The 25,783-nt window shown below is 43.7% G+C and carries 22 protein-coding genes and 1 pseudogene; 4 read left to right on the plus strand and 19 right to left on the minus strand.

From position 1 onward, the window contains the following. Window positions 1–11 precede the first annotated feature (11 nt). Window positions 12–1,313: a cellulase-like family protein gene (locus BAZ21_RS13340; RefSeq protein ID WP_068501242.1), complete on the minus strand. Its 1,302-nt coding sequence runs from the start codon at window positions 1,311–1,313 to the stop codon at window positions 12–14. Then, the gene (locus tag BAZ21_RS13345) at window positions 1,310–4,678 is read right to left on the minus strand and encodes a DUF5107 domain-containing protein (protein ID WP_068501244.1); all 3,369 of its coding nucleotides are present in this window, start codon (window positions 4,676–4,678) and stop codon (window positions 1,310–1,312) included. The genes BAZ21_RS13340 and BAZ21_RS13345 overlap by 4 nt, the downstream gene beginning before the upstream one ends. A 146-nt stretch (window positions 4,679–4,824) precedes the next feature. On the opposite strand from BAZ21_RS13345, the gene BAZ21_RS13350 reads away from it, so the two are divergent. Continuing rightward, window positions 4,825–5,706, plus strand: coding sequence for an AraC family transcriptional regulator (locus tag BAZ21_RS13350; RefSeq protein ID WP_068501246.1), 882 nt, complete (start codon window positions 4,825–4,827; stop codon window positions 5,704–5,706). 201 nt (window positions 5,707–5,907) lie between these two features. Here BAZ21_RS13350 and BAZ21_RS13355 read toward each other — a convergent pair whose 3' ends face one another. The 5 genes from BAZ21_RS13355 to BAZ21_RS13375 form a co-directional block, all read right to left on the minus strand. Continuing rightward, entirely contained in the window at window positions 5,908–6,513 is a 606-nt protein-coding gene (locus BAZ21_RS13355; protein WP_256020896.1) for a YczE/YyaS/YitT family protein, read from the minus strand. Between the two features lie 43 nt (window positions 6,514–6,556). Then, the gene (locus tag BAZ21_RS13360; RefSeq protein WP_068501254.1) at window positions 6,557–7,996 is read right to left on the minus strand and encodes a glycoside hydrolase family 1 protein; all 1,440 of its coding nucleotides are present in this window, start codon (window positions 7,994–7,996) and stop codon (window positions 6,557–6,559) included. Window positions 7,997–8,014: 18 nt separating this feature from the next. Next, window positions 8,015–8,362: a PTS lactose/cellobiose transporter subunit IIA gene (locus BAZ21_RS13365; protein WP_068501258.1), complete on the minus strand. Its 348-nt coding sequence runs from the start codon at window positions 8,360–8,362 to the stop codon at window positions 8,015–8,017. A gap of 366 nt (window positions 8,363–8,728) precedes the next feature. Further along, window positions 8,729–9,958 (minus strand): PTS sugar transporter subunit IIC, encoded by a 1,230-nt coding sequence (locus BAZ21_RS13370; RefSeq protein WP_068501260.1) that lies wholly within the window; start codon window positions 9,956–9,958, stop codon window positions 8,729–8,731. 14 nt (window positions 9,959–9,972) lie between these two features. Continuing rightward, window positions 9,973–10,281 carry a PTS sugar transporter subunit IIB gene (locus BAZ21_RS13375; RefSeq protein WP_256021032.1) on the minus strand — a complete coding sequence of 103 codons (309 nt, stop codon included), beginning with the start codon at window positions 10,279–10,281 and terminating at the stop codon, window positions 9,973–9,975. Between the two features lie 304 nt (window positions 10,282–10,585). Here BAZ21_RS13375 and BAZ21_RS13380 point away from each other — a divergent pair, with 304 nt between their 5' ends. Beyond that, complete coding sequence (locus tag BAZ21_RS13380) at window positions 10,586–12,493, plus strand: BglG family transcription antiterminator (RefSeq protein ID WP_068501268.1); 1,908 nt, start codon at window positions 10,586–10,588, stop codon at window positions 12,491–12,493. Window positions 12,494–12,713: 220 nt separating this feature from the next. Here the strand turns inward: BAZ21_RS13380 and BAZ21_RS13385 are convergent, their stop codons facing one another. Next, window positions 12,714–14,390, minus strand: a complete 1,677-nt coding sequence (locus BAZ21_RS13385) for a pyridoxal phosphate-dependent decarboxylase family protein (RefSeq protein WP_068501271.1) — start codon at window positions 14,388–14,390, stop codon at window positions 12,714–12,716. Window positions 14,391–14,636: 246 nt separating this feature from the next. Here BAZ21_RS13385 and BAZ21_RS27925 point away from each other — a divergent pair. Continuing rightward, a pseudogene (locus BAZ21_RS27925) lies at window positions 14,637–14,763 on the plus strand (helix-turn-helix domain-containing protein); the annotation flags it as partial. 15 nt (window positions 14,764–14,778) lie between these two features. Here BAZ21_RS27925 and BAZ21_RS13390 read toward each other — a convergent pair. Then, entirely contained in the window at window positions 14,779–15,288 is a 510-nt protein-coding gene (locus tag BAZ21_RS13390) for an RNA polymerase sigma factor (RefSeq protein WP_068501654.1), read from the minus strand. Between the two features lie 166 nt (window positions 15,289–15,454). Here BAZ21_RS13390 and BAZ21_RS13395 point away from each other — a divergent pair, with 166 nt between their 5' ends. Continuing rightward, window positions 15,455–16,318 (plus strand): TetR/AcrR family transcriptional regulator, encoded by an 864-nt coding sequence (locus BAZ21_RS13395; RefSeq protein WP_068501274.1) that lies wholly within the window; start codon window positions 15,455–15,457, stop codon window positions 16,316–16,318. A 122-nt stretch (window positions 16,319–16,440) separates the two neighbouring features. Here BAZ21_RS13395 and BAZ21_RS13400 read toward each other — a convergent pair whose 3' ends face one another. The 10 genes from BAZ21_RS13400 to BAZ21_RS13445 all read right to left on the minus strand — a co-directional run bounded on the left by BAZ21_RS13400 (window position 16,441) and on the right by BAZ21_RS13445 (window position 25,773). Further along, window positions 16,441–16,707, minus strand: coding sequence for a metal-sensitive transcriptional regulator (locus tag BAZ21_RS13400; RefSeq protein WP_013310304.1), 267 nt, complete (start codon window positions 16,705–16,707; stop codon window positions 16,441–16,443). A gap of 76 nt (window positions 16,708–16,783) precedes the next feature. Then, on the minus strand, window positions 16,784–17,299 hold the full coding sequence (locus BAZ21_RS13405) for a DsrE/DsrF/DrsH-like family protein (protein WP_373441558.1): 516 nt from the start codon (window positions 17,297–17,299) through the stop codon (window positions 16,784–16,786). Beyond that, window positions 17,296–17,883: a sulfurtransferase TusA family protein gene (locus BAZ21_RS13410; protein ID WP_068501277.1), complete on the minus strand. Its 588-nt coding sequence runs from the start codon at window positions 17,881–17,883 to the stop codon at window positions 17,296–17,298. The genes BAZ21_RS13405 and BAZ21_RS13410 overlap by 4 nt, the downstream gene beginning before the upstream one ends. A gap of 180 nt (window positions 17,884–18,063) precedes the next feature. Further along, window positions 18,064–18,591 (minus strand): TetR/AcrR family transcriptional regulator, encoded by a 528-nt coding sequence (locus BAZ21_RS13415; protein ID WP_068501282.1) that lies wholly within the window; start codon window positions 18,589–18,591, stop codon window positions 18,064–18,066. Window positions 18,592–18,736: 145 nt separating this feature from the next. Next, window positions 18,737–19,363: an HXXEE domain-containing protein gene (locus tag BAZ21_RS13420; protein ID WP_068501287.1), complete on the minus strand. Its 627-nt coding sequence runs from the start codon at window positions 19,361–19,363 to the stop codon at window positions 18,737–18,739. An 18-nt stretch (window positions 19,364–19,381) separates the two neighbouring features. Then, window positions 19,382–19,972 (minus strand): TetR/AcrR family transcriptional regulator, encoded by a 591-nt coding sequence (locus BAZ21_RS13425; protein ID WP_068501290.1) that lies wholly within the window; start codon window positions 19,970–19,972, stop codon window positions 19,382–19,384. 228 nt (window positions 19,973–20,200) lie between these two features. Next, the gene (locus BAZ21_RS13430) at window positions 20,201–21,433 is read right to left on the minus strand and encodes an aminopeptidase (protein WP_068501293.1); all 1,233 of its coding nucleotides are present in this window, start codon (window positions 21,431–21,433) and stop codon (window positions 20,201–20,203) included. 45 nt (window positions 21,434–21,478) lie between these two features. Continuing rightward, entirely contained in the window at window positions 21,479–23,068 is a 1,590-nt protein-coding gene (locus BAZ21_RS13435) for an acyl-CoA synthetase (RefSeq protein WP_068501296.1), read from the minus strand. A gap of 175 nt (window positions 23,069–23,243) precedes the next feature. Further along, a complete protein-coding gene (locus BAZ21_RS13440) occupies window positions 23,244–24,347 on the minus strand; it encodes a hypothetical protein (protein ID WP_068501301.1) in 1,104 nt (367 codons plus the stop codon). Window positions 24,348–24,519: 172 nt separating this feature from the next. After that, on the minus strand, window positions 24,520–25,773 hold the full coding sequence (locus BAZ21_RS13445; protein ID WP_068501306.1) for an MFS transporter: 1,254 nt from the start codon (window positions 25,771–25,773) through the stop codon (window positions 24,520–24,522). Window positions 25,774–25,783: the final 10 nt, after the last annotated feature.

The following is a 25,783-nucleotide window of genomic DNA, read 5'->3' on the forward strand; positions in this document are numbered from 1 at the left end:
TTTACATGGAGTTAAACCTGGCGATGCGATGCCGATTCGAGAATAAATGTATTCCACTTTCGCTGCCATGCGATATCGTTCCAGAATGGATGATGCGGTGCGCAGTTCGAGCACAAGGTCATTCCCCAAAAGCCAAGCGACATGCCTTTGCGCAGGGCGTATTCAGCAATGAACTTCCCGACAGGTCCTTCCTCAAAGCCGGCAAAAAGCGGCGTATAACCAACGTATCCTTCTCCAATGACAATAGGCATCCCGGAATGACGGGCCCACTCGCAAATTTCCTCCAATCGCAAGTCCGCCTTTTGCAGCATCGCCATTTTATGATCACTGTACCGGTCATACAAGAACAAATCCCATCGCTCGGGATCTACCCAGTCATGCAAATAAATCTGCTTCATGCCAACCGGGTTGCCCTCCATGCGCCATTCCTGTCCTGCAGGCAATGTCCATTCCTCAAAGGGAGGGGCATCCTCTCGCAGCAAGGATTGGACGAAGGAGTTGGGAAAAGCTTCCTTCTCATCGTTCAGTCCGGTGCGATCCATTAATTCATTTAATACACCTTTTAAATAGAGGTGAAAATGTGCCACCTGCATATTCCGTGCCACATACGCTTTCGGATAGGCTTCGTTCAGCGTATAGCTTGCCGTCATTAAGACGTCGGGGTGACGTTCCCTCAGAAAAGAAACGGCCTCCTCCACATAAGGCTGCATGGCTTCAACTAGCGCCGCAGTGTCAGATTCTGCAATGCCTTGAGCTGTGCCAACAGCTGTCAGCTGCCCAAACTCCACCTCGTTATGCAGCTCTGCATACACGATCTGGCTTGCATAGCCTTCGTCCTTGACAAAGCGAATGAGCTGATCCATGGATCGTGCAATGGCCATAAACCGGTCCTGCGCTGGAATAGCAGCCAACTCTTCGCGCAATGCAGGATGTGCCAGGAAGCTTGGGCTCTGTTGATACTCCCAGGAGGACAAAATAATATAGCATCCGTGCTTTTTGGCCTGTCTGAACAGCTCTAGCAGGTGGACATGACCGTCCAGTTCAGCGCCGCCCCGGCAATTGTACCAACGCGTGCGCTGTCCGACTGCTCCGAGATTGCCAAACTTTAATGGTCCCGGCCGCTTCCCCTCTGCTGTAAACAACATAAACGGCATTGCACATATACGAATGGTATTATAGCCTCTGTCTACAGCTTCCTTGAAACGGGCCGCAAGATCATGATAAGGCTCTCCTGGCAAAGTCATCGTATACCATGAGAAATCCCACATCGTAATTGTTAGCTTCCGTGGCAGATTTTTCATCAAATCGTTCATCCGAGGGCTCCTCCTTCGTTTGCAGCAATGATGAGATCGTTAGGTTTCAAATGAATCAATGCTCCTTGATGGTGCGGTTCCAGCTGCAATACGAATTCAAAATGATGCTCAGCTACTTGCTGCTGCCCCAGACCCAGTAAACCCAATGCTTTCATATAATTGCAATGTATCCGGTTACGCATATTCAAATCGTCTTCAAAAACGAGGAAATCAGGCAGGGAAACTGCAAAATAATCGATTTTCACATCATCAAACAGATGTTTATCTGCATAATCAATGAGCTTGTTGAAGCGGCTGCGCGCTTTCTTTGTCTGACCAAGCTGCTGGCTGGCCAAGCCCTGATAGAAGATCATATCCGGTGGCTGATCGTTATAATAGATCGCGCTGGCAGGCTCTTCAAGTCCCAGTGAAGCTACGGTGAACGCCTCACGAGCTTCATTCTCTTTTCCCAGCTTCCTATAGGCGCAGCCCAAATAATAATAAATGTTGTTCTCCTGCGCCCCGTGCAGCTTGCCTTCTCCCAGATTTTCCGGATACAGAAGCGCTTGCTTGAGCCTTTCCACAGCCTGATCGAACTTGCCTGTTTGCAAGTCAATCTTGGCAAGCTCCACCATGGCCAGCACATATTGACCGGTCACCTTCCCTTCCCCGCCCTCCCAGGGATGGAATATCCGCTGCTTCAATAGTAATGATGCTGTTTCATATTGCCCCAGCGTATTATGAAGCGTTACATACTCCAGATATAGATCGTCTCGCAGTGTGACTACGTCCAGATGTGCTGCAAGCATGTTCAGTCTTGCTTCCGGTTGCACGCCCACTTTCTTGTATAACTGATCAAGCTCATACAGGATGCGGGCATCGGAGCGATTACAGTCAAATGCCTTTTCCAGCGCTTGTCGTGCCTTCTCCGGCTGACCTAATTTATTAAAATACCCTAAAGCAAGATTCCGGTGAACCACGGAAAAGGTAGAATCAATCGTCCGTGATGCTTCCCAGGCAGCGATTGCGTCGGCGTGCCGTTTTTTGTCATACAACCAATTTCCCAAATAATAGCGGACTCTCGCATCATCTTGGTTCATGCGAATGGCAAACTCCAATGCATCAAGCTCAAGCAAACTGTTCGGAAAACAATAGTCGGATGGTGTGGCGGCGGCCAAGACGAGAGCTCTGTTCGAGTCCTGCGACCGACCCAGTTGCGCGCAGCAATAGGCTTGCACATAATGCACCATAGGATAATTTCGCGCCTTCGCTGGAGCATCCTCCAGCACATCAACCGCTTCCTCATACAAACCTGCTGCTGCATAATCCGCTGCTACTGCCATATAATTATATGCATCGCTGCGCATCAGTTTGAGCAGTTCGGCGGTCACTTCCGCAGCAAGGGATGTTCGCCCCAGTTTCTGAAGTGACAGTATCTTTTCACGATAGGCGGTGAAATCAGTCATATCCAGTTGAAGAGTTTCTTCGCAAAAGCGTATAGCCGTTTCATACTGATCAAGCTTGCGCAGCAGTGCCGCTTTCAAATTGCGCGCTTTATAGTTGCGGGAATTGCGAATGAGTGACCGTTCCGTCAGCTCAAGTGCTTCTTCATAGTCGCCTTTTTCGCATGCAATTTGAGCAAGTAGGAAGTAGCCCGCGTCTTGCCAGGCCGCCAACCATACCGATTTATAAAAAGCGGAGTATGCTTCCTCAAGTCGCCCCTGATGCTTGAGTGACAAGCCGAGTTGATAGAAAACCTCTCCATCATATGGGTTCGAATTGCGTCTGGTTAGACGCATCTTGGCCTGGCGAAAGTGCTTTTCGCTTTCGCTATATAACCCCCGGCGCAGAAGCAGTGTGCCGTAAGCGATATGAATTCGGCTATCCTCGCTGTCTCTATTCAGTCCTTCTGTATAATAGGCTTCCGGTTCAAAGGTGGCATGACGGTATTGCTCCAGATGCTGGCCGGCCAGGTACAGTTCTTCGTTTGTTTTTAATTGGGCGGGCTCAGGTAGTGGTGATGCCGCATCCGGCAATGGCTCTACTTTCGGTTTCTGCGGCTGGTAGCTGACCAGCAATCGTCCATTTTCATCCCTAACCGTCAATTGAAGCTCATCATCCTCGTCCTCCGCATCAAGCGTTACTTTCTTGGCAAAGGTGATATCCGGGGTCAAATGGACCGATTCTTGAAGATAAACTCTACGTGAGCTGCAAAGTTCGACAAGTACGTTTGGAAACGGTGAAGTCACATAGACCGATATTTCAGCCAGTTCTGCAGCCCGGTCAATTTCGAGATTTACAGCTGCATGGATCGAAGCGTTCTTCACAACACCGATGTTTTTGTAAGGCATAAAATATTGGGTGAATGACTTTTCCTCATAGGGATGAAGCCAAGAAAAATCCGGTTGGTTATCTGTATAGACTCCGGTCATCAGTTCGATATACGGCCCATCTTCATCAGTCAGATTGCGATCCCACGCCTTGCCAAATTCGCCGCTGCCCCACGTCCACTGTTTTTTGCCTGGGGAAATATGATGGTTCGCTACATGCAGCAGTCCTGCCTGCAGTGCATGGTCATACCCGCCTACAAAATTGTAGTCCGATTTATAGGCCATGTACGAGGTGGGGACCGGTATATTTTTATATCTGGAGATGTCTACACCCTCGGAATAGTCCATTTTGTAATAGATGCCAGTAGCTATTGGAAAACGAGACACATCCCGCTTCCCGTGATCCAACACGGCAGTAACATCTGGAGGAAACACGGATTGAGTATGATCGTTTACCGCTACAGCAGGATTGGCCCACCACAAGAATGTTTGCGGCTCCGGGGTAGGGTTATACAATTGAACCTTGATCTCGATAAATGCTTTGTTCGGGTGCAGCGTAAAACCAGCTGCCATCTTTGTGCCATACATCCGGTCAATCTCGCTGACCCATGCTGTTGCGCTCCCGTCCTCATTTTCCACCAGCTTATAATTAACAGGACCGAAAGTGTTCGGACGGTGATGCTGTGGCCAATTGAACTCGATGCCCCCCGAAATCCAGGGTCCAGCCAGGCCAACGAGTGCAGGCTTAATAACCTGATTATAATAAACAAAATCGTAATTATTCGTTTTGTCAATGGCCCGGTAAATACGCCCCCCGAGCTCAGGCATGATCTGGATTTGTACATATTCATTCTCCAGAAAGACCATTCTGTAGTCACGTAACTGCTTCTCATTTTTAATTTTGTCAATGACTGGATGAGGGTACACACGCCCCGAGCTACCTTGATACACCCGTTTCTCCAGAAACATAGGGTTCTTGTCAGGCTTACCAACTCCATATGTCGGGATTTGGGCGGTTTCTTCCCATATTTTCACCTTGGAGACGGAGATGTTCAACACGATCACTCCTCAACTCATGTAATGGCTTTCATGAATAAAAGTTTACAAGAGCATAAGTAGTTGCACAATTGACGATTTCCTGTTTATGATGGACTATACACTTATTTTTTTATGAAAAGGTTATAGAAGAAAGGCAGATCGCGATGGATAAAAAAGACGCAGGATTTGAACGGGAGAAGCTTTATGTCCTCCCTGCTTATATTGTGGATGAATTAAAATCGCATGCACTTACGAGGGATGGGTATATTACAGATATTGGCTATTTCCCACAGGCCCGCCATCATTTTCGTGAAAGACCTCAAGGCTGCAATTCTCATATTTTCATCTACTGCGCCAACGGCAGGGGGTGGATTCAAATGAGAGATCAAGGCGTCATATCTATGACTGAGCAAAGTTTTGCCTATATCCCCATGGACGTGCCGCATGCTTACGGAGCTGATGAAAATGATCCTTGGACCATATATTGGTTTCACTTGAGAGGAGAACAGATTGGAGAATTTATAGCTCTGCTGGAGCCATTCAAACCTTATATATCTCTGCTGTCCGGAGACGAGGCGAAGCTGCTGGAGTTATTTCATCAATGTTATGACCTGCTCGTGGACAAACCCTATTCTGTCATCCATCAGGTGCAAGTCTCGCAAAGTATCCGTTACCTGCTGAGTTTTGTTACATCCGTGGCCGCACGCAAGCAGGACAGCAAAACTCAGAGATATATCGATAGAGCAACCCGTTATATGAGCGAACATCTGGAATCCGCGGTCACTGTAGAGGAGCTTAGCCGGCACATCCAGATATCGAAGCAGCATTTGAACTATATATTCAAACAATCTACCGGCTACTCACCGATTGATTATTTTCTGCGTATGAAGATGCAACGTGCGGGGCAACTGTTGGACCTGACAAGTGGCTCGATTAAAGAAATCGCCGCAGCACTTGGCTTCCAGGATCCCTATTATTTTTCAAGATTATTCAAAAAAATAATCGGCTGTTCTCCTTCCAACTACCGTAACCAGTTGAAGGGGTAATTGGGCTTCATTCCATAGCTGCTTAGCAAACAATTACAGTGCAGAGGCGAAAAGAAAAACGAAAGCATGGTTTCGCTTTATGGAATCCATGCTTTCGTTTTTATGTGCACACCATTATGTTTTCAGCTTCCGTTTGATGCCATCAATACCAGATGGCTCCGCACTCGACACAATTTTCTCCATGGTATCTCTCCCAAACTCCTAAGGTGTTATTTTATTTCTCGATTTTTTTTGCAGCGGTATAAATAAAATCTTTTCGAGTAGCAAAGTTCCCGGCCCAGTTAAAGCAAAGGCAATAACGGTTCCGATGCCGACGATTCCCCCGAAAAAGAATCCGGTGCTTAGAAAGATAGCATCTACACCTATTCTGCCGATATCATACCTTAATCCAAATTTTGACTCTGTATATCGCAAAATAGCGTCTATAGCATACATGCCATTGCCAAATTTCATCAACAAAACATAAGTGATGGAGTAACAAAAGTTAGCCAGGATGACGATCACTATTTTAATGAATAGAGATAAATCAGACAGCTCCATGTGCGCAATAAACGGATGAATCCAATTAATGAATGGTCCGACAAAAAAGGAATAAATCATCGAAGAAAAACCTATAGATTTACGATTTAATAAAAGACCTACAGCAAGAAAAACCATATTTACGAAAAAGCTTGTCAGACCTATACTCATTCCGGTACTTTTGTGCAATCCGTCCAATAAGACAGTTAATGTATCGGACCCTATATTGCACTCGATAAATAAATTAACGGCTAGAGCGGTAAACCCCATGGCAACGACCAAAATCATGAATCGTCCGCCAAATTTCAAATAAATAGGCATTTACGAAACCTCAGTCCAAGTTTTCTCCATTGGAAGCGATCACTTTTTGCATCCAAGAAAAACTGTCTTTTTTGAAGCGTTTTTTACTACCGTTGCCATGATCATCTTGGTCGACGTAAATAAATCCGTAACGTTTGCTCATTTCCGAGGAAGAACAACTAATAATATCAATAGGCCCCCAGGCATAATATCCTCTTAAATCCACCCCGTCCTTAATGGCCTCTTTCATTTGCTCAATATGGGCCCGGAAATAGTCAACCCGGTAGGAATCATGAATGGAATGGTCTTCTTCCAAGGTGTCATGGTAGCCGATCCCGTTTTCCGTAATATAAATGGGGCACTGATACCGATCATAGAACAGGTTAAGAAAAGTGCGCAGACCGATAGGATCAATGGTCCAGCCCCATGGATTTGCCGGAAGTTCGGAATTGCGGTAAGACTCTGTCTTATTCTTCATACTTTCTTCATCAAAAATACGCGTATAATAGTAGGAAAATGACATAAAGTCAGCTGTGTTCTTTAACGCTTCTTCGTCACCTTCACCGAATTCCACGGTAATATTATTGTCAGCGAAATAGCGGAAAGCATAGCCAGGATAATAGCCGCGCAGTAAAACATCGGAGAAGAAGTATTCCATCTGATTTCTTCTCACAGTGGCAAAGACATCTTCCGGTCTGCAGGTAGCCGGATAAGCCGGTCCGCCGCAGAGCATCATACCAATTTGCAAATTCTTATTCAGATTTTTGGCATATTTCGTCACCAGACCACAGGCCACCATTTCATTATGCACACCCTGATATTTGGCAGAAGCCAGATCATCCACTACATCTTCGGCAATTCCCAGATGATTAAAGGATTCATGAACAATTAAATTAATTTGATTAATAATAATCCAATATTTCACTTTCTTATGATAACGATCAATAATTACTTTGCTGAATCGAACAAAGAAATCGATCATTTCTCTGGAGTACCACCCTTTATAAGCCAGGGTCAAATGAAGCGGCATTTCATAATGTGACAGGGTGATCATCGGCTCCATGCCGTTCGCTATAATTTCGTCGATCAGGTCATCATAAAATTTCAAGCCTGCTTCATTCGGTTGCTCTTCGTCGCCATTCGGAAAAATTCTTGCCCAGTTAATCGAGGTGCGAAAGGTTTTGAGTCCCAGTTCCCGCAACAATTTCAAGTCTTCTTTATAGGTGTGATAGAAATCGATTCCCCAACGTTTAGGAAAAATCCGATCTTCGCTTTTAACAGCTTCTTTAATATAGTCCGTAGTCAACTCCAAATTCGATTTTTTATCTAAAGGAATGCCATCCAAATATTCATTAATATCCGCTACACTTAAACCTTTTTCGTCAACATTGTAAGCACCTTCGATTTGATTGGCGGCGATGGCTCCCCCCCATAAAAAATTGGAGGGGAATCCTGTTGGAATGTTCTTCATTTTGATTACTTCCTCTCTTTATTTATTGGCCTTTTCCAGTTGGGTCAATCTCTGATTCAAGCTCTCGAAAATATCAATTAACCGCTTGGCAATATTAATTTCACTATAGACCGTCATGAGCGTGTCTTGCGCATGGGCAAATAAAACGGAGTACTCTCCTTTTGCTCCTTCGGTTTCTTTTTGGATACAATTCGTTTGCACGCGATGAGCGATGACAATTTCCGCATTGGCTAATTTCATCTTCTCCTTAGCCCCATCAAAGTCGCTTTTTTCAATATCCTTTAGTGCATCTGTACAATGCTTTCTTGCTTCCCCTGCGTGCAAAATGATTTGCATCGCATCTTGAGCCACTTGTTCCGAGGTCATAATAAAAATCTCCTTTATAGAGGTTGTTCAAAAAGTCATGTTTTGTAGATATAAGAAAGAATGGACATCTTAAGCATCAGCTTCCTTATATCGCAAGAATAACTACCGCTAGACGCGGTCTGTCTCCCTAGAATGTACGTCGACGGATGTTTTTCTTATCACGAAGACTCGACGTCGAATCTTGGATTCAGCCGGGCCTATAGCATATGCTTCCGAAGTATGTTTCCTACGGAAACATTTCAGTTGCTCACGTAGGTTCGCCTACGCTCCGCTACTCAGTTCCTGGCTTCATCCAACCTAAAGCGTTTTGAAAAAAGCATAAGCTTCGGTGCTGAAAACCTGACTTTTTAAACTCGCATTAATAGATTAATTGGTTTGCGGCAATTCTTTTTCAAGTTCTTGTTTTTCGTAGGTTTTGAAAAATGGATACCAAATCAGTGTGGCTGCCGCGACAACGATTAACATCAGGATAATCCCTGTAATGGTTCCCGTTGTAATCCACGTCGAAATTGGAAAAGGAACGTACCACATATCGAAAACCACTTTCGGGATAGGGCCAAAGTGAATGACTTTGGTTCCGATCCAAACGATCAACGGTAAAATTAAACCATTGATCCACATAGGCAGCATCATAATGGGATTCCATACGATTGAACCAAACACTAAAGGCTCGTTAATATTAAAGATGGAAGGTACAAGACTTGCGCGTCCCAGTGCTTTTAGCTTGGTGCTTTTAGAAAGCAGATGCATAATGGCCAGCGGCAACGTACAGGCCACACCGCCTACCCACAAGTATGCCGAATAAATCGTTTCGGCCGTTACGATATTGTGCGCCCCCATGGTAGCGTTTGCCATAATGGCCGCCAGAAAAATCGGCTTGGTGACAGGAGTCAAAATCCAACTGGAAATCCCCATGGAATACAAGAAACAGCTGATAAACAGAATTAACATGAATCCCCAAGGTGTCTCTACCACGCTGGCCAACGGCATAAAAATATTTAAAATGATGTTGTATATATCAATATGAACGAGATCGACCAACACCCAGGCCAGAATTATAGTTACCCCAATGGGAAGCATGGAATCAAACCAGGATCTGACAAAGTCCGGGATGACGGAATCTTCTTTGAAAAAAGAGAATTTCCCGAACAGACCCATGATATAACCGGTAAAAAGAGCGGCTATGATGGCAACGAACATGCCTCCGGTGCCCAAAGAATTATGAGTAAAACCAACCGTACCGTCCTTTACGACTTGGGGAGTAACGATGATCAAAAAAGTAATCAGGCTTGTACATCCGGCAATAAAGCGCTGTTTTCTTAACTTCTTCTTTTCCATCAAATTAAACGGAATCAGGAAAGAAACCAACAGCGAAAGCATGCCCATCGTCCATCCGAACGGAACCCAAAAATCAGGGTAGTTTTTGATATGATACACATCTCCAGGTATAGTCAGAAGACAAAATACCGATCCTAAAAGAATAAAAGGCAATAGTTGCATGACAGAATCCTTAAGTGTTATGACCCATACATTGTTATTGACTTTATTCATCTTTGGAGAGAAGTCGTTTTTCAGCCATTCTATTAATTTGTTCATTTTTGTTATCCCCTTTAACTGTTCAACTCACTCAGCAGATCATCTAAAGCGGCTTCCCCGTCTAAAGTGGAATAATAAGAAGGCTTCATTAAGAGAACTTTGACATGGACATCTTTGGTAAGCTCTTCGATTTCATCAACGATATAAGCCAAGTGGGGACCGACCAACAAAGCATCGATATCATGGATATAATTTTCAATTTCCGCTTCCCCTCTGGCTTTGATATCCATATTCAAGTTTCTCTTTTTAGCGGCCTTGCGAATATTGGCAGCCATAAAACCGGAACTTGCTCCGGACCCGCAAACTAACAACACATTTAACATTTCGCTTGAATTTGCCATGGTAATCCTCCTTACTTTTTTCTGTGACTGTACATCGATAGAAGTTTTTCTTTAGATTAAAGAAAGAATAAGTTTTCAGCGAAGCTGAAGCTTTCTTTAATCGCAGGAAAAATTTCCGCTAAACGCAGTCTATCTTCTGTGACTGTACATCGATAGAAGTTTTTCTTATAATTTTGGAATGATAGCGCTATCTTTGTTACAACCAAACTATAATACAAATCTTAAAACAGGCTCAAATAAAAAACTGCACCCCTATGGTGCAACATTTTAAAGCGAGGGATCCTAAATGAAAACGCAGTATATTGATCTAATTCAATATTTAACTGAAAGCAACAATGATTGGATTTCATCGAAAAGCCTGGCGGACAAATGCGACGTGTCCAAACGCACCATCAAATCTTATATAAGTGAGATCAATGCTATTCACCACGGGTTAATCCTATCGTCGAATAAAGGTTATAAGGTCAATACCGATCAAGTAAACAGGTTTCTAACCAGTGAACAAAAAGCAATCCCGCAAACCCAATCCGAAAGAATGGCTTATCTTCTGAAAAAACTGGTGCAAACCAATGAGCCCATTTATATTTACGATTTAAGCGACGCTCTGTTTATCAGCGAGTCAACGCTTAGACTTGATCTGAAGCTGATCAAAGAAAAGCTTGCCAAAAATAACTTGGAATTGCAGTTGAGCAAGGATCATATTGGGTTGCAAGGAAGAGAAAAAGATAAGCGCAAGCTAATGAGTAGTATTTTGTACGAAGAGGCCAACGGAAGTTTTATTGATATCGATAAAATCAAAGGATTTTATAAAGAGCTAAATATCGATTACATTCGGGAAGTCGTCGTTGAAACCTTTTCTGCCCATCATTTTTTTACCAATGATTATTATTTAACCAATGTGATCATCCACATCACCATTGCATTAGACAGAATGAAACATGATTTTCAGTTTTTAAATAAGACCGTGAATTATAACGTCGACAACACCGCATATTTAATCGCCAAAGAAATCGCCTTTAAATTAGAATCGTATTTTCATGTAACCTATCCGGAAGAAGAAATCACCGATTTGGCGATCTTAATTTCGTGTAATGCGACCAATGTTAACTTTACGCAAATTGAAGTAAGCGACCTGGAAAATATCGCAGGGAAAGACTGTATTGATCTGGTCAGTGAAATAGCCATTGACTTGGATAAATATTACTATATCAGTATTGCCGATTCTGAGTTTATTACGCGTTTTACACTGCATGTAAAAAACCTTTTGATGAGATTAAAAAATCATCATTCAACGAAAAATCCATTAACACATACGATAAAAAGAGAATGCCCGCTCATTTATGATTGCGCTGTTCATGCTTCACATGTGATTAAAGAAAAAACCGGTTATATCATTAGCGATGATGAAATTGCTTATTTAGCTTTTCACCTGGGGTATGCCATTGAATTGCAACGGCAATCGAACGTAAAAATTTCGTGTACGGTACTGTTTCCGCTTTACTACAATATGAATGTGCAAATCATCAATAAATTACAGCAGTATTTTGGCGATGATATTTCGATTCATTCGATTGTAACCGATGAGAGCGATTTGAATTATGTAACAAGTGATTTTATTATTTCTTCTGCCCAATTGCATAAGATTCCGGAAGTACCCTATGTCGTGATTACCCCATTTTTTATAGAAAGTGATCGGGAAAAAGTATCGAACAAAATATTTGAATTAAAAGAGCAAAAAAAGAAAAATCAATTTAAGAACCATTTAAAATCTTTTTTAGACGAAAGACATTTTTACAACTCCACAGCATTGTCCGAGAAAGAAGATATTTTACGTTTTATCTGTCAAATTATGAATCGGGATGGTTATACGGACGAAGATTTTTTGGGCAAAATTATGGAACGGGAAACCATGTCCTCTACTGCTTTCGGACACGTTGCCATCCCTCATGCGATAAAAATGGAATCTCACAAAACAGGCATGTTCATTTATTTAAATCCGAATGGGATCAAATGGGATTCTTCGGTCGTGAAAATTGTATTGTTACTCACCGTCAGCGGAGAGGATCGAAAAATATTCCGCGACATATTCGATGCATTGGCCACCATATTAACAGACGATAAAAATGTTAATCTATTGTCTTCTGCTCATAACTTCGACGATTTTATAAATAAATTAATCACTTGCTGGGAATAAAACTATCTATTTGCCGCTGTGATGCTTTATTCGTAATGGAGTTATTTGCTTTTCATTCTAACAATGTAAATATATGTCTATTCATATTAAAAGGAATCTTATGCCCAACATGATTTTTGAGGAGATATGTCCGATCAGCAATCGTTCCATCTTTTTCTTCATTACAAGATTCATCTCCTGGATTGTTATTTCACTGATCGTAAGTTCATTGCTAGTAAGTTCATGAATAATGAGCTTGTTTATTCATTGATACACGAAACTGCTCACATACTTGGGTTATGCATTCCTTCAAATAATGCACGATCTCCGGTACATGCTCCGGTTGGGTATGAGGCGAAATGACAAAAAATTTACTGACATAGAGCGGAATTTGCTGGCCTTCAACGGTCTTGACCAGCAGATGTTTCTTTGTATCCCCGAAGAACATCCGATCGCGATGTTTGCCCAATTTCTCAAACAGCCGTTCATTCAATTGATTGTTCCGCTCGATATCCTCCCAAGAACTGCTTCCGCTTATTTCTTCGGCAAACCGCGGGCCATCTGGTGGATAAATGCGGATCAGTGTTGATATTCCCGGATTGTCCGGGTTGGCAATATCGGCCTCCGGAATTTCCGCAACAAGCCGTTCACGAAATTGCAAATTCACCTCCAGAAATTGGGCGAGAAGACGCTGGTAGCCCTCTACCCCAAAGGCCAACAGCGAACTGTACATGCTGATGGAGCTGGCCATGCGAGAACACTCCAACGTATAGCCGGTGTGATACTCCCCGTAGCCGCGATGTCCGACATAAGGGGTTTCGTCCGCATCAAGCTCTAGAAGGCCAAGATCCGCTGCATTTTTGAGCAGAAACAGGCTTGAGACATAAGGTGATTGTCCAAGTTTTTGAAAATCGAAGCACATGGAGTCAGCCAGAGAAAGATGTCTCATCTTCTCCTGAATAGAAGTCAGCATCCCGATGACGCCCGGGCTGAATTGGTGCGTGTTCTTTTCCAGGTCGTAATCGTTGAAGACGGCAAAAAAGCCGCCTAGAGCCGAATCTGCATGGATATGCGGGCACGGCAGCCCGAATCGCTCCGAAAATTCCTCCGCAACGGTACGGATTTGGAGGATATCGTCAATACCCATGGCATCTGTTGTCCCTGTTGTTGCCACTATATACACAGGCACACCTCCGCCTACAGCGACCGCCGCTATTTTACATCTCAAATCAGCCACATCCATAGAACTGTCGGATAAAGCTTTTACTTTGATGAGGTGATCACTGCCGATCCCGGACGCTTCCATCGACTTGAACAGGCTGTAATGAGCCAATTCCGAGCAAAAGGCATACAAGTTGTCCGGAACCCCGTGCTTTAGCGCATTCGGGTCATATTTGGCAATGGCAATCCGCAATCCGGAAAATATGGCGCCCTGACCTCCCCAGGTGGTATAGCCCCCACTTGTCCCGGCATCATAGCCTACCAGCTTGGACATCATCGCCATTACTCTGACCTCGGCCTCGGCTCCGGCAGGCCCGTAAACATCCCAAAGATTGTTGCCGTTCACCAGCATCGCGGACAACATGCCCAATATTCCGGGAATGGAGGCCATTGGCAGTATATTCGTAAAAAAGTACTTTGTATGGTAAGGATGTCCGTGCAGCAACTGCAATAGCTCTGCGTTCACCTCCTTCAGAGGAGCACCTTCATAGGGAATCTGACTTTGTGCAACCAATTGACCGTAAAAATCCCCATCCCGCCGTTTCTCTCCTTTGAGATTGACAGCCTCGGGGTTCTTCAACTCATCTACGCCGCTAATCATTTGCTCGATCAATTTCATTATCCGTTTTCGTTGTAACAAATTTCCATCCTCGCTTGGAAACCAATCTCTAACATCCGATTTACTGTGCATTTCCATCTGAATCCTCTCCCCATTGTTCTGATTGTGTAGAATCCTCTTTGAATCTTGGAGTTGAAGAAATCCCTGTTTGCAGAAGTCTCGATAGACGGGCAGCTTGCCCAGAGGATTTTATTGCCTTACATTTCTAAATTATACAATAAAATAATAGAGATGAATAGGTATTTGTTCCATCATATGTAATAATTAATAGGACTAATGTAAGTATTCCCGGCATTACATCGGTCAATTAATAAGTCTACTATAACAAGTGACTCTATTAAAGAAATCGCCGCAGCACTTGGCTTCCAAGATCCCTATTATTTTTCAAGATTGTTCAAAAAAAATAATCGGCTGTTCTCCTACCAACTACCGCAACCAGTTGGAGGGGTAATTGGGCTTTAGCATCCTAGTTATTTTCATTAATCCATTCTGCTAATCGTTCTCGTGCTTTGCGCAGTCGTATTTTAACTTCAGCTTCCTCAATATGAAGTACATAGGCAATTTGTTTGATCGAACAATTTTGAAAATAAAAAAGGTGAATTACGATCCGAAAATCCTTCTCCAGTTGATTGACTGCATCTCGCAAATTCAGTCTTTGAACGCTTGCAACGTGAATAGTTTCTTTGAAATCATTGCGTGATTCTACAATTGCATCCGTTGTTCCCCTGCCGTGCATAAGTTGATTACATTCGTCAATCAAGATACGGATTACTTGTGTTTTGAAATGCTCTGGTTCTCGAAAAGTATTAATGATTGTATAGACTTGAAGGATCGTGTTTTGAAAAGCAATCATAAAATCTTCGTCATGGCTGACAATACACTTTGCCAAACCGTACAGTTCAATCTCCAGTCTCCGGTATAACTGAATAAACGACTCACGATTACCTCGCTGCGCATTGATAAATTCCTGTTCCATGTTATACACGATGATTGTCCTCTTCTTTCTTCATAAGGTGGTTCCTTGAAGTGTATAGAAAAAATGTACTTATGTATATTTTTTTGTACTTAAGTTTATTTATTTTAATGTTATAATAAAGCGATATAAAATGACTGTCAATTTGTTTTATAGGGGAACAAGAAACATGACCAAAAAAGAGCATATCATTGAAGCTGCAAAGTCCTTATTCCGTAACATCGGTTATCATCATACTTCTATCCAGGATATATTGGAGAAGTCGGGTGTCTCGAAAGGCACTTTTTATAATTATTTTTCTTCTAAATCTCAACTGATACTTAGTATTATTCAAAATGTCGACGGAAAAGTAGAAGAGCAGCAAAAACAGTTACTGGCAGAGGGCGATTCTCATAGCAAGGAAATTTTATATTCTCAGTTGGGACTAAAGCACACTATTTATAGCCGTGAAAATATCCTGGAGCTGTACAATATTTCGATGGCCGAGAATGACGAAGCATTAAGGAAATATATGGAAACAAGCCACTATAAAGAGTTAAACTGGTTAGCCAGACGTTTAATTGAGGTTTATGGTGTTGCAATTGAAGCCAGCGCTATGGATTTATCCACTCATTTTATTGGAGGAATCGGATACCAGTTCAGATACTCGAGGCAAATGAATTTTAATACGAATAGTTCTGATATACTGGCTTACAATATACTTCGGTTAGAAAAAAATATAGAAGTAACCAAGCACCATCAACAGGTTCTTTTTCCGTTTAATATTCAAAAGAACGATGAAGATCAAGAGGTAGTTGTAGGGCATATTAGAAAGCTATTAAGTGCTGAAGATACGGATCGGGCTTCTGAAGAACAAGAGTTAGTCGACTTTATTCTGGACGAATGTCAAAACTCGCGTATTAGATGGAGCATTTGCGAAGGGGTGGCCAGACAACTTAACATTCTCTTCTCCTCTTCAAATAAAGATCGGAATTACAATGAGCTTTTTAATATCATTTATAAACAAGCAAGAAAAAATAGATCTATTCCATAGTTGCTTAGCAAACAATTACAGTGCAGAGGCGAAAAAAAAACGAAAGTATGGAATCCATACTTTCGTTATCGTCATATAATGTATTGCTTAAATGCTTTAAAGAACTCTACACTTTTAAATAATTAGCGGCTTTTCACAAGCAGTTGGATCGCTTCTTTAACCAGCTTATCCGTATCTCCTCCAGCCTCTTGCTCTTCCAATATACAACGCTGCAGATTCTCTGCCACAATTTGCGCAATTGCTTTATCTGATGCGTTGCGTACCGCAGATAGCTGGCTGACTACATCCTTGCATGATTTTCCTTCATCCATCAAACGAAGTACCCCACGCACCTGTCCTTCAATCCTTCTCAAGCGTGTTTTCAGTTCATCACTGTAATTGTAATCCATAAGTATGCACTCCTTTTTTTGATTTACCACATACATGTATAGGTATATTATAAACCAAAAAAATATATAGCACACCCTAGATAAATAGATTTACCTTCCCTTGTGAAGCCTCCCCCAAGTAGGCGCCTACTCCGGCATATTCCAAACCGTCGATTAGCTCTGCTTGCTGCAGTCCTAAGAGATCCATTGTCATGGTACAGGCTATGAGTTTGATCCCCTGCTCTCGCGCCAGCTCTATAAGCTGTGGAAGGGATAGCGCATTGTGCTTTTTCATGACATGCTTAATCATCTGTGGACCGAGTCCTGCAAAATTCATTTTGGACAGTGCAAGCTTTTGCGGGCCGCGGGGCATCATCCAGCCAAAGGCTTTTTCAAGAAATCCCTTTTTCGTTCGTACAAGTTCATCCTTACGTAGCATGTTTAGACCCCAAAACGTAAAAAAGATGGTTACTTCATGGTCATATGCTGCTGCCCCATTCGCAATAATGAATGCTGCAATCGCCTTATCCAACTCCCCACTGAATAATACGATCGTTGTTTTGGGTTGGACATACTCCTGATTCATTACAACATTTCCTGCTGCTGTAATCATATGGATTGGCTCCCCTCAGTCTCTCCTCCCCATTCGGATATGCCTAAAAGCACAGATTTGACGTTTTTAGCGCCTTTGCCTGTCAATAACTGGCAAGCTCTTTCACTGCGAGCCCCAGCTTGGCAAATCACTGCGATTTCCTCATCCAGGTTCAGCTCGTCGAGCCTGTTTTCCAGTTCTCCGAGAGGGATGGATTTTGATCCAGGAATATGTTTAAGTGCAAATTCTGAGGGTTCCCGAACATCCATCAGTAATATGTTCTCCTTTCCAGATAATTTCGTCTGCAGCTCTGTGTGGCTCATCGTTAGAGGAACTATTTGTTCTACCTTCACTTCAGCAGGATTCGCTTTGCGCAGATAATGATGCATTACATCCCCATTATGATGTGTGCCTAAATATTGATGCCCGGTGCTCTGAGCCCAGCTCTGAAAATCCGCTAATGAACCCTTGTCAGTCGCTTGAACTTCCATAACCTGGCCTGCATTAAGCTCATTCATAGCCCGTTTTGTTTTTACAATAGGCATGGGACAAGCTAACCCTTTGCAATTGAGAATATAGTCTGCTTGAATGTTATTGGATGACATTGTTTATACCTCCACTTGTTTTTTTGAATGGGTATTGATTCAAATTGTTATATACATATACCCCTATATGTATAAAGATAACGAAGCTTGCTTCCATTGTCAACCTGTTTGGCGCTTTATACTCACAAGCAAAAGAAAAAAGCCGCGCAAAGGCGGCAACTCTTATTGCATAAACAAAAATTAATCGTCTATTTTCATCAGTTCCGGCAGATCCAGAGACATTGAGATATTACAGAGCATCCCTCTGGCAAGAAAGAGCATTGTTCTTTGCGATGCATGTTCAATACCAGCATGTCGAAAAGCATCGTACACGGTCGATTGAATTTCACGGAATCCCTGCTGCATCACGCTCACAACCACATCCTCCCCGATTGTCTGCGCCTGCATTTGTAAAAGTATTTCATTGCGGTATTCCACCATAATGTGCGAATAAGCCGCAATCAACTCCTGCTCTAGCTGTTCAGACGGGGACGAATGAATGACCTGTTGGAAAGATTCTAGAATGCGTGCAAAGGAAACCTTCAGGGCTTCGACAAGCAATGCTTCCTTGGTAGCAAAAAAACGGAAAACATACGGCTGGGAAATGCTGGCCCGTTCTGCCACTTTGGCTGTTGTAGCCCGATAGTAGCCCATCTCCGCAAACACTTCAATAGCAGCGGATATGATTTCATTTTGACGATTTATTGATACTGATGTAGTTTTTGCCATGACATCTTCATCCTTTTATTTATCACAGGTTTTGATAAGTGATTAATCAATTACTGATACCAGTATAAACAGCATGCCATAAAAATGCAACGGATTGTAAAAAGCCGCTTCCCTAATTGTAACGGAAACGACTCCCTTGCAGACACTATTTACGATCATAAGCTCCTAATTGTTGTTTAGAAAAAGAGTAAGGAGAGTCCTTCTTTTTCAACCATATATTCCCTTTAATAATAAAAACATATACAGCAAGGATAAAGTAGATCGTTCCCAATACCCAGTCCATTCCGGTTGACATGTCGCGCTTCACAACATCATGAATATACCAAATTCCGACTGGAACGTGGATGAGGAGCGCTGTGAACAAGCCAGGATTATATAAGGTTTTTGCTTTGATATTGACAACAATGCCGTGCCAGACGACCTGGAAGAATCCCATAAAAACTGGTGCAAGTCCAAGCCAGATTACTTGTGGTAAACATACAGGGAGCAAATAAAATATATAGGCAATCGCCACATTAATAATCATGGCTGAATGGGTGTTTAAAGGATAATGATCCGGTGCTTCACTTTTAAACATAGTGCTATTAAATAAACCGGGGAAATATCCAGGCCAGCGGTACTCCTCAAATTGATGAAACAGTATAGCTACAAAGCTTAGCCAGAGTATCCCCGTTATATCTGAGAGGATAGTCCTGTTCATAAGTAAGCCAATACATACAATCACACCGACTACAGCCCCCGCATCTTGCCAATATCTTCTCAGAAAATGCATAGTAGTCACTCCAGTCATTTATTGTTTATCAAAATATCTTTCAAACAGCAGGTTTAATTGTTCCTCTATTGACGGTACTTTCGCTACTGCTCCGGATTCAAGAATCGGGCTCATCAGCGCAGGCAGAAAAATCGCTCCGAATATTTGCAGCATCATCGCTAACAATTGTTCTGGTCGTTGTTCACCTGTCAGCTCCTTAATCGTACTCTGAACCTTTGGAAATCCCATCATACTTAAAAACCTTCCGTATTCCTGCTGAGATGTAAAGGGGGTGCTGCCCATAGCAATAATTCGCGATAGAAGCTCCGGATATTGGCGAATGACCTGCAAATAATCATACAAAAATTGTTTCAGTCTATCTTGAGGTGGTATCACTGTATTGTCCAAAATAGAAAATGTGTGCTGAAAGCCACTTAATATGACTTCAATAGCTTCACTCAGCAGATTTTCCTTGGAACCAAAATAATAATTAACTAGAGAAATATTAGTGGCCGATAGGTCAGCAATTTTTCTGATGGTAACCGCCTCGAAGCCTTCCTTTTTAATGACTTCCAGCGCAGCCTGTAATATTTTTTCTTTGGTTTGCTGTTTTTTGTCTGCCTGATTCATGCTTCTCCTCCTCTTATTTAGTCCGATGAGAGCGGATGAAAGGAACTGAATTTCTTAATCAAACATTATATAAAACAATAATTAAAACAACGTTTTAAACAATGTTTTAATTAAGTTTAGCACTTTAGATTTCGCTATGCAAGGGACAGTTTGACATTTGGGATATAGAAAAACCCGCAAAACGAATTGGATCGTTTGCGGGTTATTTGAATGGAGATTGAAAAAAAGCTAGATGGCCCAATTTCCTTTGCGAAACACAGCTTCTTTACTTCCGTCTTGCAGCTCGCCATCAATATCCAACTCGGCTGAACCGATCATAAAATCAACATGAGTCAGGCTGACATTGGCACCGTTCTTCAGCAATTCCTCCCGGCTCATTTGTGTTCCTTTTTCCATATTAAAAGGATACGCACTACCCAGAGCCAAGTGACAGGAGGCATTTTCGTCTATACCTGTATTGTAAAAAATACGATTGAGATTGGAAATCGGTGAATCGTGCGGAACCAGTGCAACTTCACCCAAATAGCTTGCCCCTTCATCCGTAGCGAGCAAATGAGTCAGATGCTGCTCTCCAGATTCCGCTGTATACTCGGTGACTTTGCCGTCCTTAAAGGTAAATGTAATACGATCCACCAGCTGCCCGTTCAGATTTAGCGGCATGGTGCTGGTGACATGACCGTTCACACCTGTACGCTTAGGCATCGTGAACACTTCCTCTGTGGGCATATTTGCCACAAAATAATCTCCACGTTCGTTCTCACCACCACCACTGCGCCAAATATGCCCATCGGCTAGTTCAATTTTCAAATCTGTTCCGGGTGCGCGGTAGTGCAGGCTTTTATACTTTTTATGATTCAGCTTGTTTTGCAGCTGTTCGAGATTCTTCAAGTGCTCCTGCCAATTTTGAACAGGATCAGAGCCGTCTACACGGTTCATTTGGAAAATCGTATCCCACATGACACGAATGCGATCCTCTTCTGCCACATCGGCAAACACTTTATCGGCCCAAGCCTTTGTTGGCGCTTTAATCAGACACCAGCTAATTTTATGATTCCGGGTATAATGGGAAAAGCCTTCTCTCACCGTGATTGCCGCCTTCGTCGCACGCGAAACCTTTTGCGGATCAATGCCTTGATACAGATCGGGATTCGGTACCTTAATGGTTAGCGTCGCTCCACCCTCTTCGGCGAGTTTTTCCATCATTTCCGCCTTCCAGGCCGGGTAATAATCAAAGCAGGTATCGTCACCATGTTCAAAACGACTGCGCGTAATGTGATCATCCTCAAACTCAACTTGCACGTATTTGGCGCCTGCTTCATAGGCTTTGCTGACAATCAAGCGCGTAAAATCAATAGTTTCCAGCGGTGCTGTAACCAAAAATACCTGTCCGGGCTGAATATTGACGCCTACTCTCACGACAAGCTCTGCATATTGCTCCAGCAATGTTTCAAATGTACTCATTTTTCCACGCTCCTGTTCCGTTTCATCGAATTTAAATCCTTATCATTACAGTATGGCTTGCTTCTCCAATTCACGCAGCGCCACTCTTCGAATTTTGCCCGAGCTGGTTTTGGGAAGCTCCTGAATAAACTCTATTTTTCGTGGATACTTATAAGGTGCAGTCCATTCTTTAACATGCTGCTGCAGCGCCTTGACCAGCTCAGGTGATCCTTCTATTCCAGCTTTAAGTACAATGTAGGCCTTAACGACATGCCCACGTATTGGGTCAGGACTTGCTACGACAGCACATTCCTGTACGGAGTCATGCTTCATAAGCGCTTCTTCTACTTCAAAAGGGCCAATAGTATAACCGGAGCTGATAATGATATCATCACCGCGTCCTTCAAACCAGAAATATCCATCCTCGTCTTTACGCGCCCGATCTCCTGTCACAAAATAGTCACCCTGGATACTCATTGCTTTTCGTTCCGGATCAAGGTAATACGTATGGAATAATGCCGGAAGATCAGCACGTACTGCAATATCACCGACTTGACCCGGCGGCAGCGGAATGCCATCCTCGTCTATGACCTCAACAAGTCCTGGGGCAATGGATTTACCCATCGAGCCTGTACGCAGAGGTACGTCCTTCAAGTTACCAATAATTAATGTGCTCTCCGTCTGCCCATAACCGTCACGAATCGTAATGTTGAACTGCTCCTGAAACTTGTTAATGACCTCCTGATTGAGAGGTTCTCCTGCGGAAACTGCGCTGCGCAATTGGGACAGATTGTACTGATCCATGCCATCCGTCTTGGCCATAATCCGATATTCCGTAGGCGTGCAGCATAATACCTGAATCCCATACTCCTGCAGGAGCTGTAAATAGCGACCCGGACGAAACGGACCATTGTATATGAATCCGGTCGCTCCATTCCCCAGTACGGATAAAAACGGACTCCAAATCCATTTTTGCCATCCCGGTGCTGCTGTAGCCCATACTACATCTGAAGCTTGGATATCCAGCCATGGGGATGTTATACGCAGATGAGCATACCCCCAGCCATGGCTATGTACGACACCTTTAGGATTCCCTGTAGTACCCGAGGTATAGGCCAGGATCGCCATGTCATCCCGATGTGTCTTCACAGCTTCAAAAGTATCGTCCTGCCCGCTCATCAGTTCATCCAGAACAAGCCAGCCGGGTGCAGATGCCGTGTTGTCACGGGAAACCATGATCCGATAATCCAGGGCAGGCAAATCATCAGTTATTTTGTCCACTTCCCCGGTTACACCGGTCCAGGCAATGATCCCTCGCGCTTGTGAATGGCGAAGACGATACGCAATATCCTTAGCCCGCAGCATCTCCGAAGAAGGAATAACGGCAAGTCCCAGCTTCAAGCACGCCAGATAAATCACATACGCAATAATACGCCGTGGTACTACGACCAGGACTCTGTCTCCTTTGTTAAATCCCAGACTTGTGAGTCCACCGGCCAGTCGATTGGCCTTTTTCAACAGCTCTCCGTAGGTGATCTCCTCGTATTCTCCAGTTTCGCTCAACCACTTGAGTGCTGTTTTATCAGCATCATGGTGTTCCATTTCCGAAGTCATATTGTAATATTCAGGCGCAAGCCATTGCTTCTGATCTGCCAAATTGTATCTTCCCCTTTATACATAAAATGAGAGCCATGATCTTATTGTAGTATAGCACGTCTTAGTACCAGGTTCTAATACCAGAATCATTTTTTGGGTGAAAGATAAAGTCTCTAGAAGCGAACGACAAAAAAAGAGCCTCGTTTCAGACTCTTTTTCTTACCTGCTATAGAGCTTACAACTGGAGCTCCGCTACTGTAGATGCGGCTTCTTGTCCATTCACAAGCAGTACAATACGGTGTGCGCCCGGGTAATGGCGACGGGTCGTCAGGTCTGCAAAATGGTGTGTCCGCACACCTGTAAGACGGGTTCCTCCGGGAACGGTTTTGTCGGAAAGCAGAAATAATTTACGCGAGACTTGTCCTCTCGCCTTTACAAAGTCGATACCGTATTCGATGCGGACTCGCACCGGGTCACCTTGCCGAAGTTGAAGCGCATAGCTCAGCTCACAGCTATCACCGAGCTTTAACACAGCCGGATCGGCAGTAAAAGACGCTTCGGTGACTAAGGGTGATCCGTTCGTTTCTTCGGCATAACCGAACAGTGCCATCACCTCGGGGCTGGACTTACGGATTAAAGTCCGGCAGCCATGACGGACAATCCAGTCCGTATCAGGATGTGTGCCTTTCCACCGCTTAGCCGTTGCTATAACCGTATCGGGGTGGTCCTTGGCGATATCGTTCAGATTGTTGGCTACACTTTTACGTACATACAGTGACGGATCGGCTTTCAACAATTCCAGCACGGCCAATACCGGTGCAGGATCGCGTTTAAACATGGGCAGCGCCTGCCCCCAGGGTAATCTTGGACGACAGCCTTCGCTGGCAAGACGGCGGACGTGCTCGCTGTGGTGTCCTGCCCAGGCTGTCATCTGGCGCATCATCCGTTCCGGTTCACGCAACAGGAAAGATCTCACGGCAAACTCCGCAGATGACTTCTGTGTGAAGCGTTCCAGTGCCTCCATGGAAAGTGTCCAATGCTCCTCCCCCTGTCCATACACCTCCACAAAGTCCGGGAAGAATAAGTACGGAAAACCGCTGCAATGCTCGTCTATAGCAAAAAGGACAGCCAAGGCTTCTTCATAACGACTTGGCAAGAACGTTCCCAATGTTAGTGAAATCCGTCGCATCCGGGCTTTTAGCTCCAGCTCATTCCACGTCTCGTCCATAACTTGAAGGATAAATCCTTGGGTATCAAACGAGCTATAAGCAGTTTGTACTCTTTCACCGAAAAGGCGAAGAAAATCCTCTGTGTATATATTTTTTAAAGGGTCAGCCATCTCGTATCTCCTCTTGTATCCGAATGTAACGATAGATTTATACCTTCGTCTATGATAACCATAAACGGCGCTCCAACACCAGCACCAAAATAATCAGCCTCAACGCGGCGAAGCCAGACATACTAAAAATGCCAGGCCCTGTGATGAGGACCTGACATTTTACATGCGTGGCTTATGAATTGTGGGAAGGGGCTACTGCTCCAATCTCTCCTGATGGAATCTCAAACTGGCGAATATCCTTGACCAGGAACATAACCAATCCGCACAATGCAGTAATCAGTCCGCTGAAAAATAGGACCTCACTCAAAGCAAACCGTAAAGTTAACGCCCCTCCAATCAAGGCCCCTAATGGCAGAGCCGCGCTCGACAAGGTGTTTAGAAAGGCTGTAACACGTCCCAGTAACGGCAGTGGTGTAATAATTTGAATCAAAGACGTTTGCAGTACATTGATGATGCCTGTAAAAACGCCTAATAACAGAGCTGCCAGCAGCTTCATCCACATCTCCGGCACAATGGAAAACACATAGATTGCCAGCCCCATAGCCACCCAGGAAACCGCAATGGTAATGCCGTTCTTTTTCAATACACTGACCAGAAAGGAACCGATAAAAATACCGATAAAATAGGCTACATAGAGCAAGCTGTAATAGATCGGTGAGCCATAGGATACAGCGATGGAAGGCATGGCAATTACCAAGATCGCCATCGAAAAGTTCGTCAGAGCAAAGAACGGAAGCATAATTCTCAGGAAGGTGTGCCGTTTTACAAAAAGATACCCTTCTTTCAACTCCTTCAGATAGTACCCCAGCTTCAGTGAACCCCTCCCGTTAGTGTCTTCCACCGCAGGAGCATCGATTTGCTTGTTGAGCCTGACGTACACAAAGCCTGACAGAAACAGCATCGCGCTGGCTAGAAAAAACGTATTTTTCATCCCCATTGCGATGATGAGCGAGGCTCCGGCCAGATATCCGGCGATATTAATAACCTGATCCGTCGACGAAATCATGGAATTCGCCCGGACAATCAAATCCGGCGAGCCTACCAGTTGCGGCAGCATTTTACTGTTGGCCGGATAAAACAGTGTGGAGAAGCAGGATGCAATAAACACAATAACAAGGATAGCGACCAGATTAACCATTCCATCCTGAATGAGAAACGGGACGGCCAAAATAAGCAAAGCCTGCGTAAACAAGGCGATGCTGGCCAACAAAGGCGGTGAATAACGGTCCACTAAAGGACCCACGAGAAAGCTGAAAATCGACGCCGCAGATACGGCTGTATACGTAAAGCTGGTCATCGCCACCGATTGCGTTGATTGCTGTACAAAATACAGCAGGACGATGGAATAAATGCTGTCCGCGATATTGGCAGAAGTACGGGAAGCAAAGAAACGGATAAAACGACTATCCTTAAACAATTGATTCACATCTTCATCT

Origin of the sequence: Paenibacillus kribbensis, from assembly GCF_001705305.1 — a bacterium.
GTDB lineage: Bacteria > Bacillota > Bacilli > Paenibacillales > Paenibacillaceae > Paenibacillus > Paenibacillus kribbensis_B.

Bases quoted from the DNA above. Each gene is read 5' to 3' on its own strand.
- BAZ21_RS13340 (WP_068501242.1), bottom strand. From the start codon at position 1,313: ATGAACGATTTGATGAAAAATCTGCCACGGAAGCTAACAATTACGATG.
- BAZ21_RS13350 (WP_068501246.1), top strand. From the start codon at position 4,825: ATGGATAAAAAAGACGCAGGATTTGAACGGGAGAAGCTTTATGTCCTC.
- BAZ21_RS13355 (WP_256020896.1), bottom strand. From the start codon at position 6,513: ATGATTTTGGTCGTTGCCATGGGGTTTACCGCTCTAGCCGTTAATTTA.
- BAZ21_RS13360 (WP_068501254.1), bottom strand. From the start codon at position 7,996: ATGAAGAACATTCCAACAGGATTCCCCTCCAATTTTTTATGGGGGGGA.
- BAZ21_RS13365 (WP_068501258.1), bottom strand. From the start codon at position 8,362: ATGACCTCGGAACAAGTGGCTCAAGATGCGATGCAAATCATTTTGCAC.
- BAZ21_RS13370 (WP_068501260.1), bottom strand. From the start codon at position 9,958: ATGAACAAATTAATAGAATGGCTGAAAAACGACTTCTCTCCAAAGATG.
- BAZ21_RS13375 (WP_256021032.1), bottom strand. From the start codon at position 10,281: ATGTTAAATGTGTTGTTAGTTTGCGGGTCCGGAGCAAGTTCCGGTTTT.
- BAZ21_RS13380 (WP_068501268.1), top strand. From the start codon at position 10,586: ATGAAAACGCAGTATATTGATCTAATTCAATATTTAACTGAAAGCAAC.
- BAZ21_RS13385 (WP_068501271.1), bottom strand. From the start codon at position 14,390: ATGGAAATGCACAGTAAATCGGATGTTAGAGATTGGTTTCCAAGCGAG.
- BAZ21_RS13390 (WP_068501654.1), bottom strand. From the start codon at position 15,288: ATGGAACAGGAATTTATCAATGCGCAGCGAGGTAATCGTGAGTCGTTT.
- BAZ21_RS13395 (WP_068501274.1), top strand. From the start codon at position 15,455: ATGACCAAAAAAGAGCATATCATTGAAGCTGCAAAGTCCTTATTCCGT.
- BAZ21_RS13400 (WP_013310304.1), bottom strand. From the start codon at position 16,707: ATGGATTACAATTACAGTGATGAACTGAAAACACGCTTGAGAAGGATT.
- BAZ21_RS13405 (WP_373441558.1), bottom strand. From the start codon at position 17,299: ATGATTACAGCAGCAGGAAATGTTGTAATGAATCAGGAGTATGTCCAA.
- BAZ21_RS13410 (WP_068501277.1), bottom strand. From the start codon at position 17,883: ATGTCATCCAATAACATTCAAGCAGACTATATTCTCAATTGCAAAGGG.
- BAZ21_RS13415 (WP_068501282.1), bottom strand. From the start codon at position 18,591: ATGGCAAAAACTACATCAGTATCAATAAATCGTCAAAATGAAATCATA.
- BAZ21_RS13420 (WP_068501287.1), bottom strand. From the start codon at position 19,363: ATGCATTTTCTGAGAAGATATTGGCAAGATGCGGGGGCTGTAGTCGGT.
- BAZ21_RS13425 (WP_068501290.1), bottom strand. From the start codon at position 19,972: ATGAATCAGGCAGACAAAAAACAGCAAACCAAAGAAAAAATATTACAG.
- BAZ21_RS13430 (WP_068501293.1), bottom strand. From the start codon at position 21,433: ATGAGTACATTTGAAACATTGCTGGAGCAATATGCAGAGCTTGTCGTG.
- BAZ21_RS13440 (WP_068501301.1), bottom strand. From the start codon at position 24,347: ATGGCTGACCCTTTAAAAAATATATACACAGAGGATTTTCTTCGCCTT.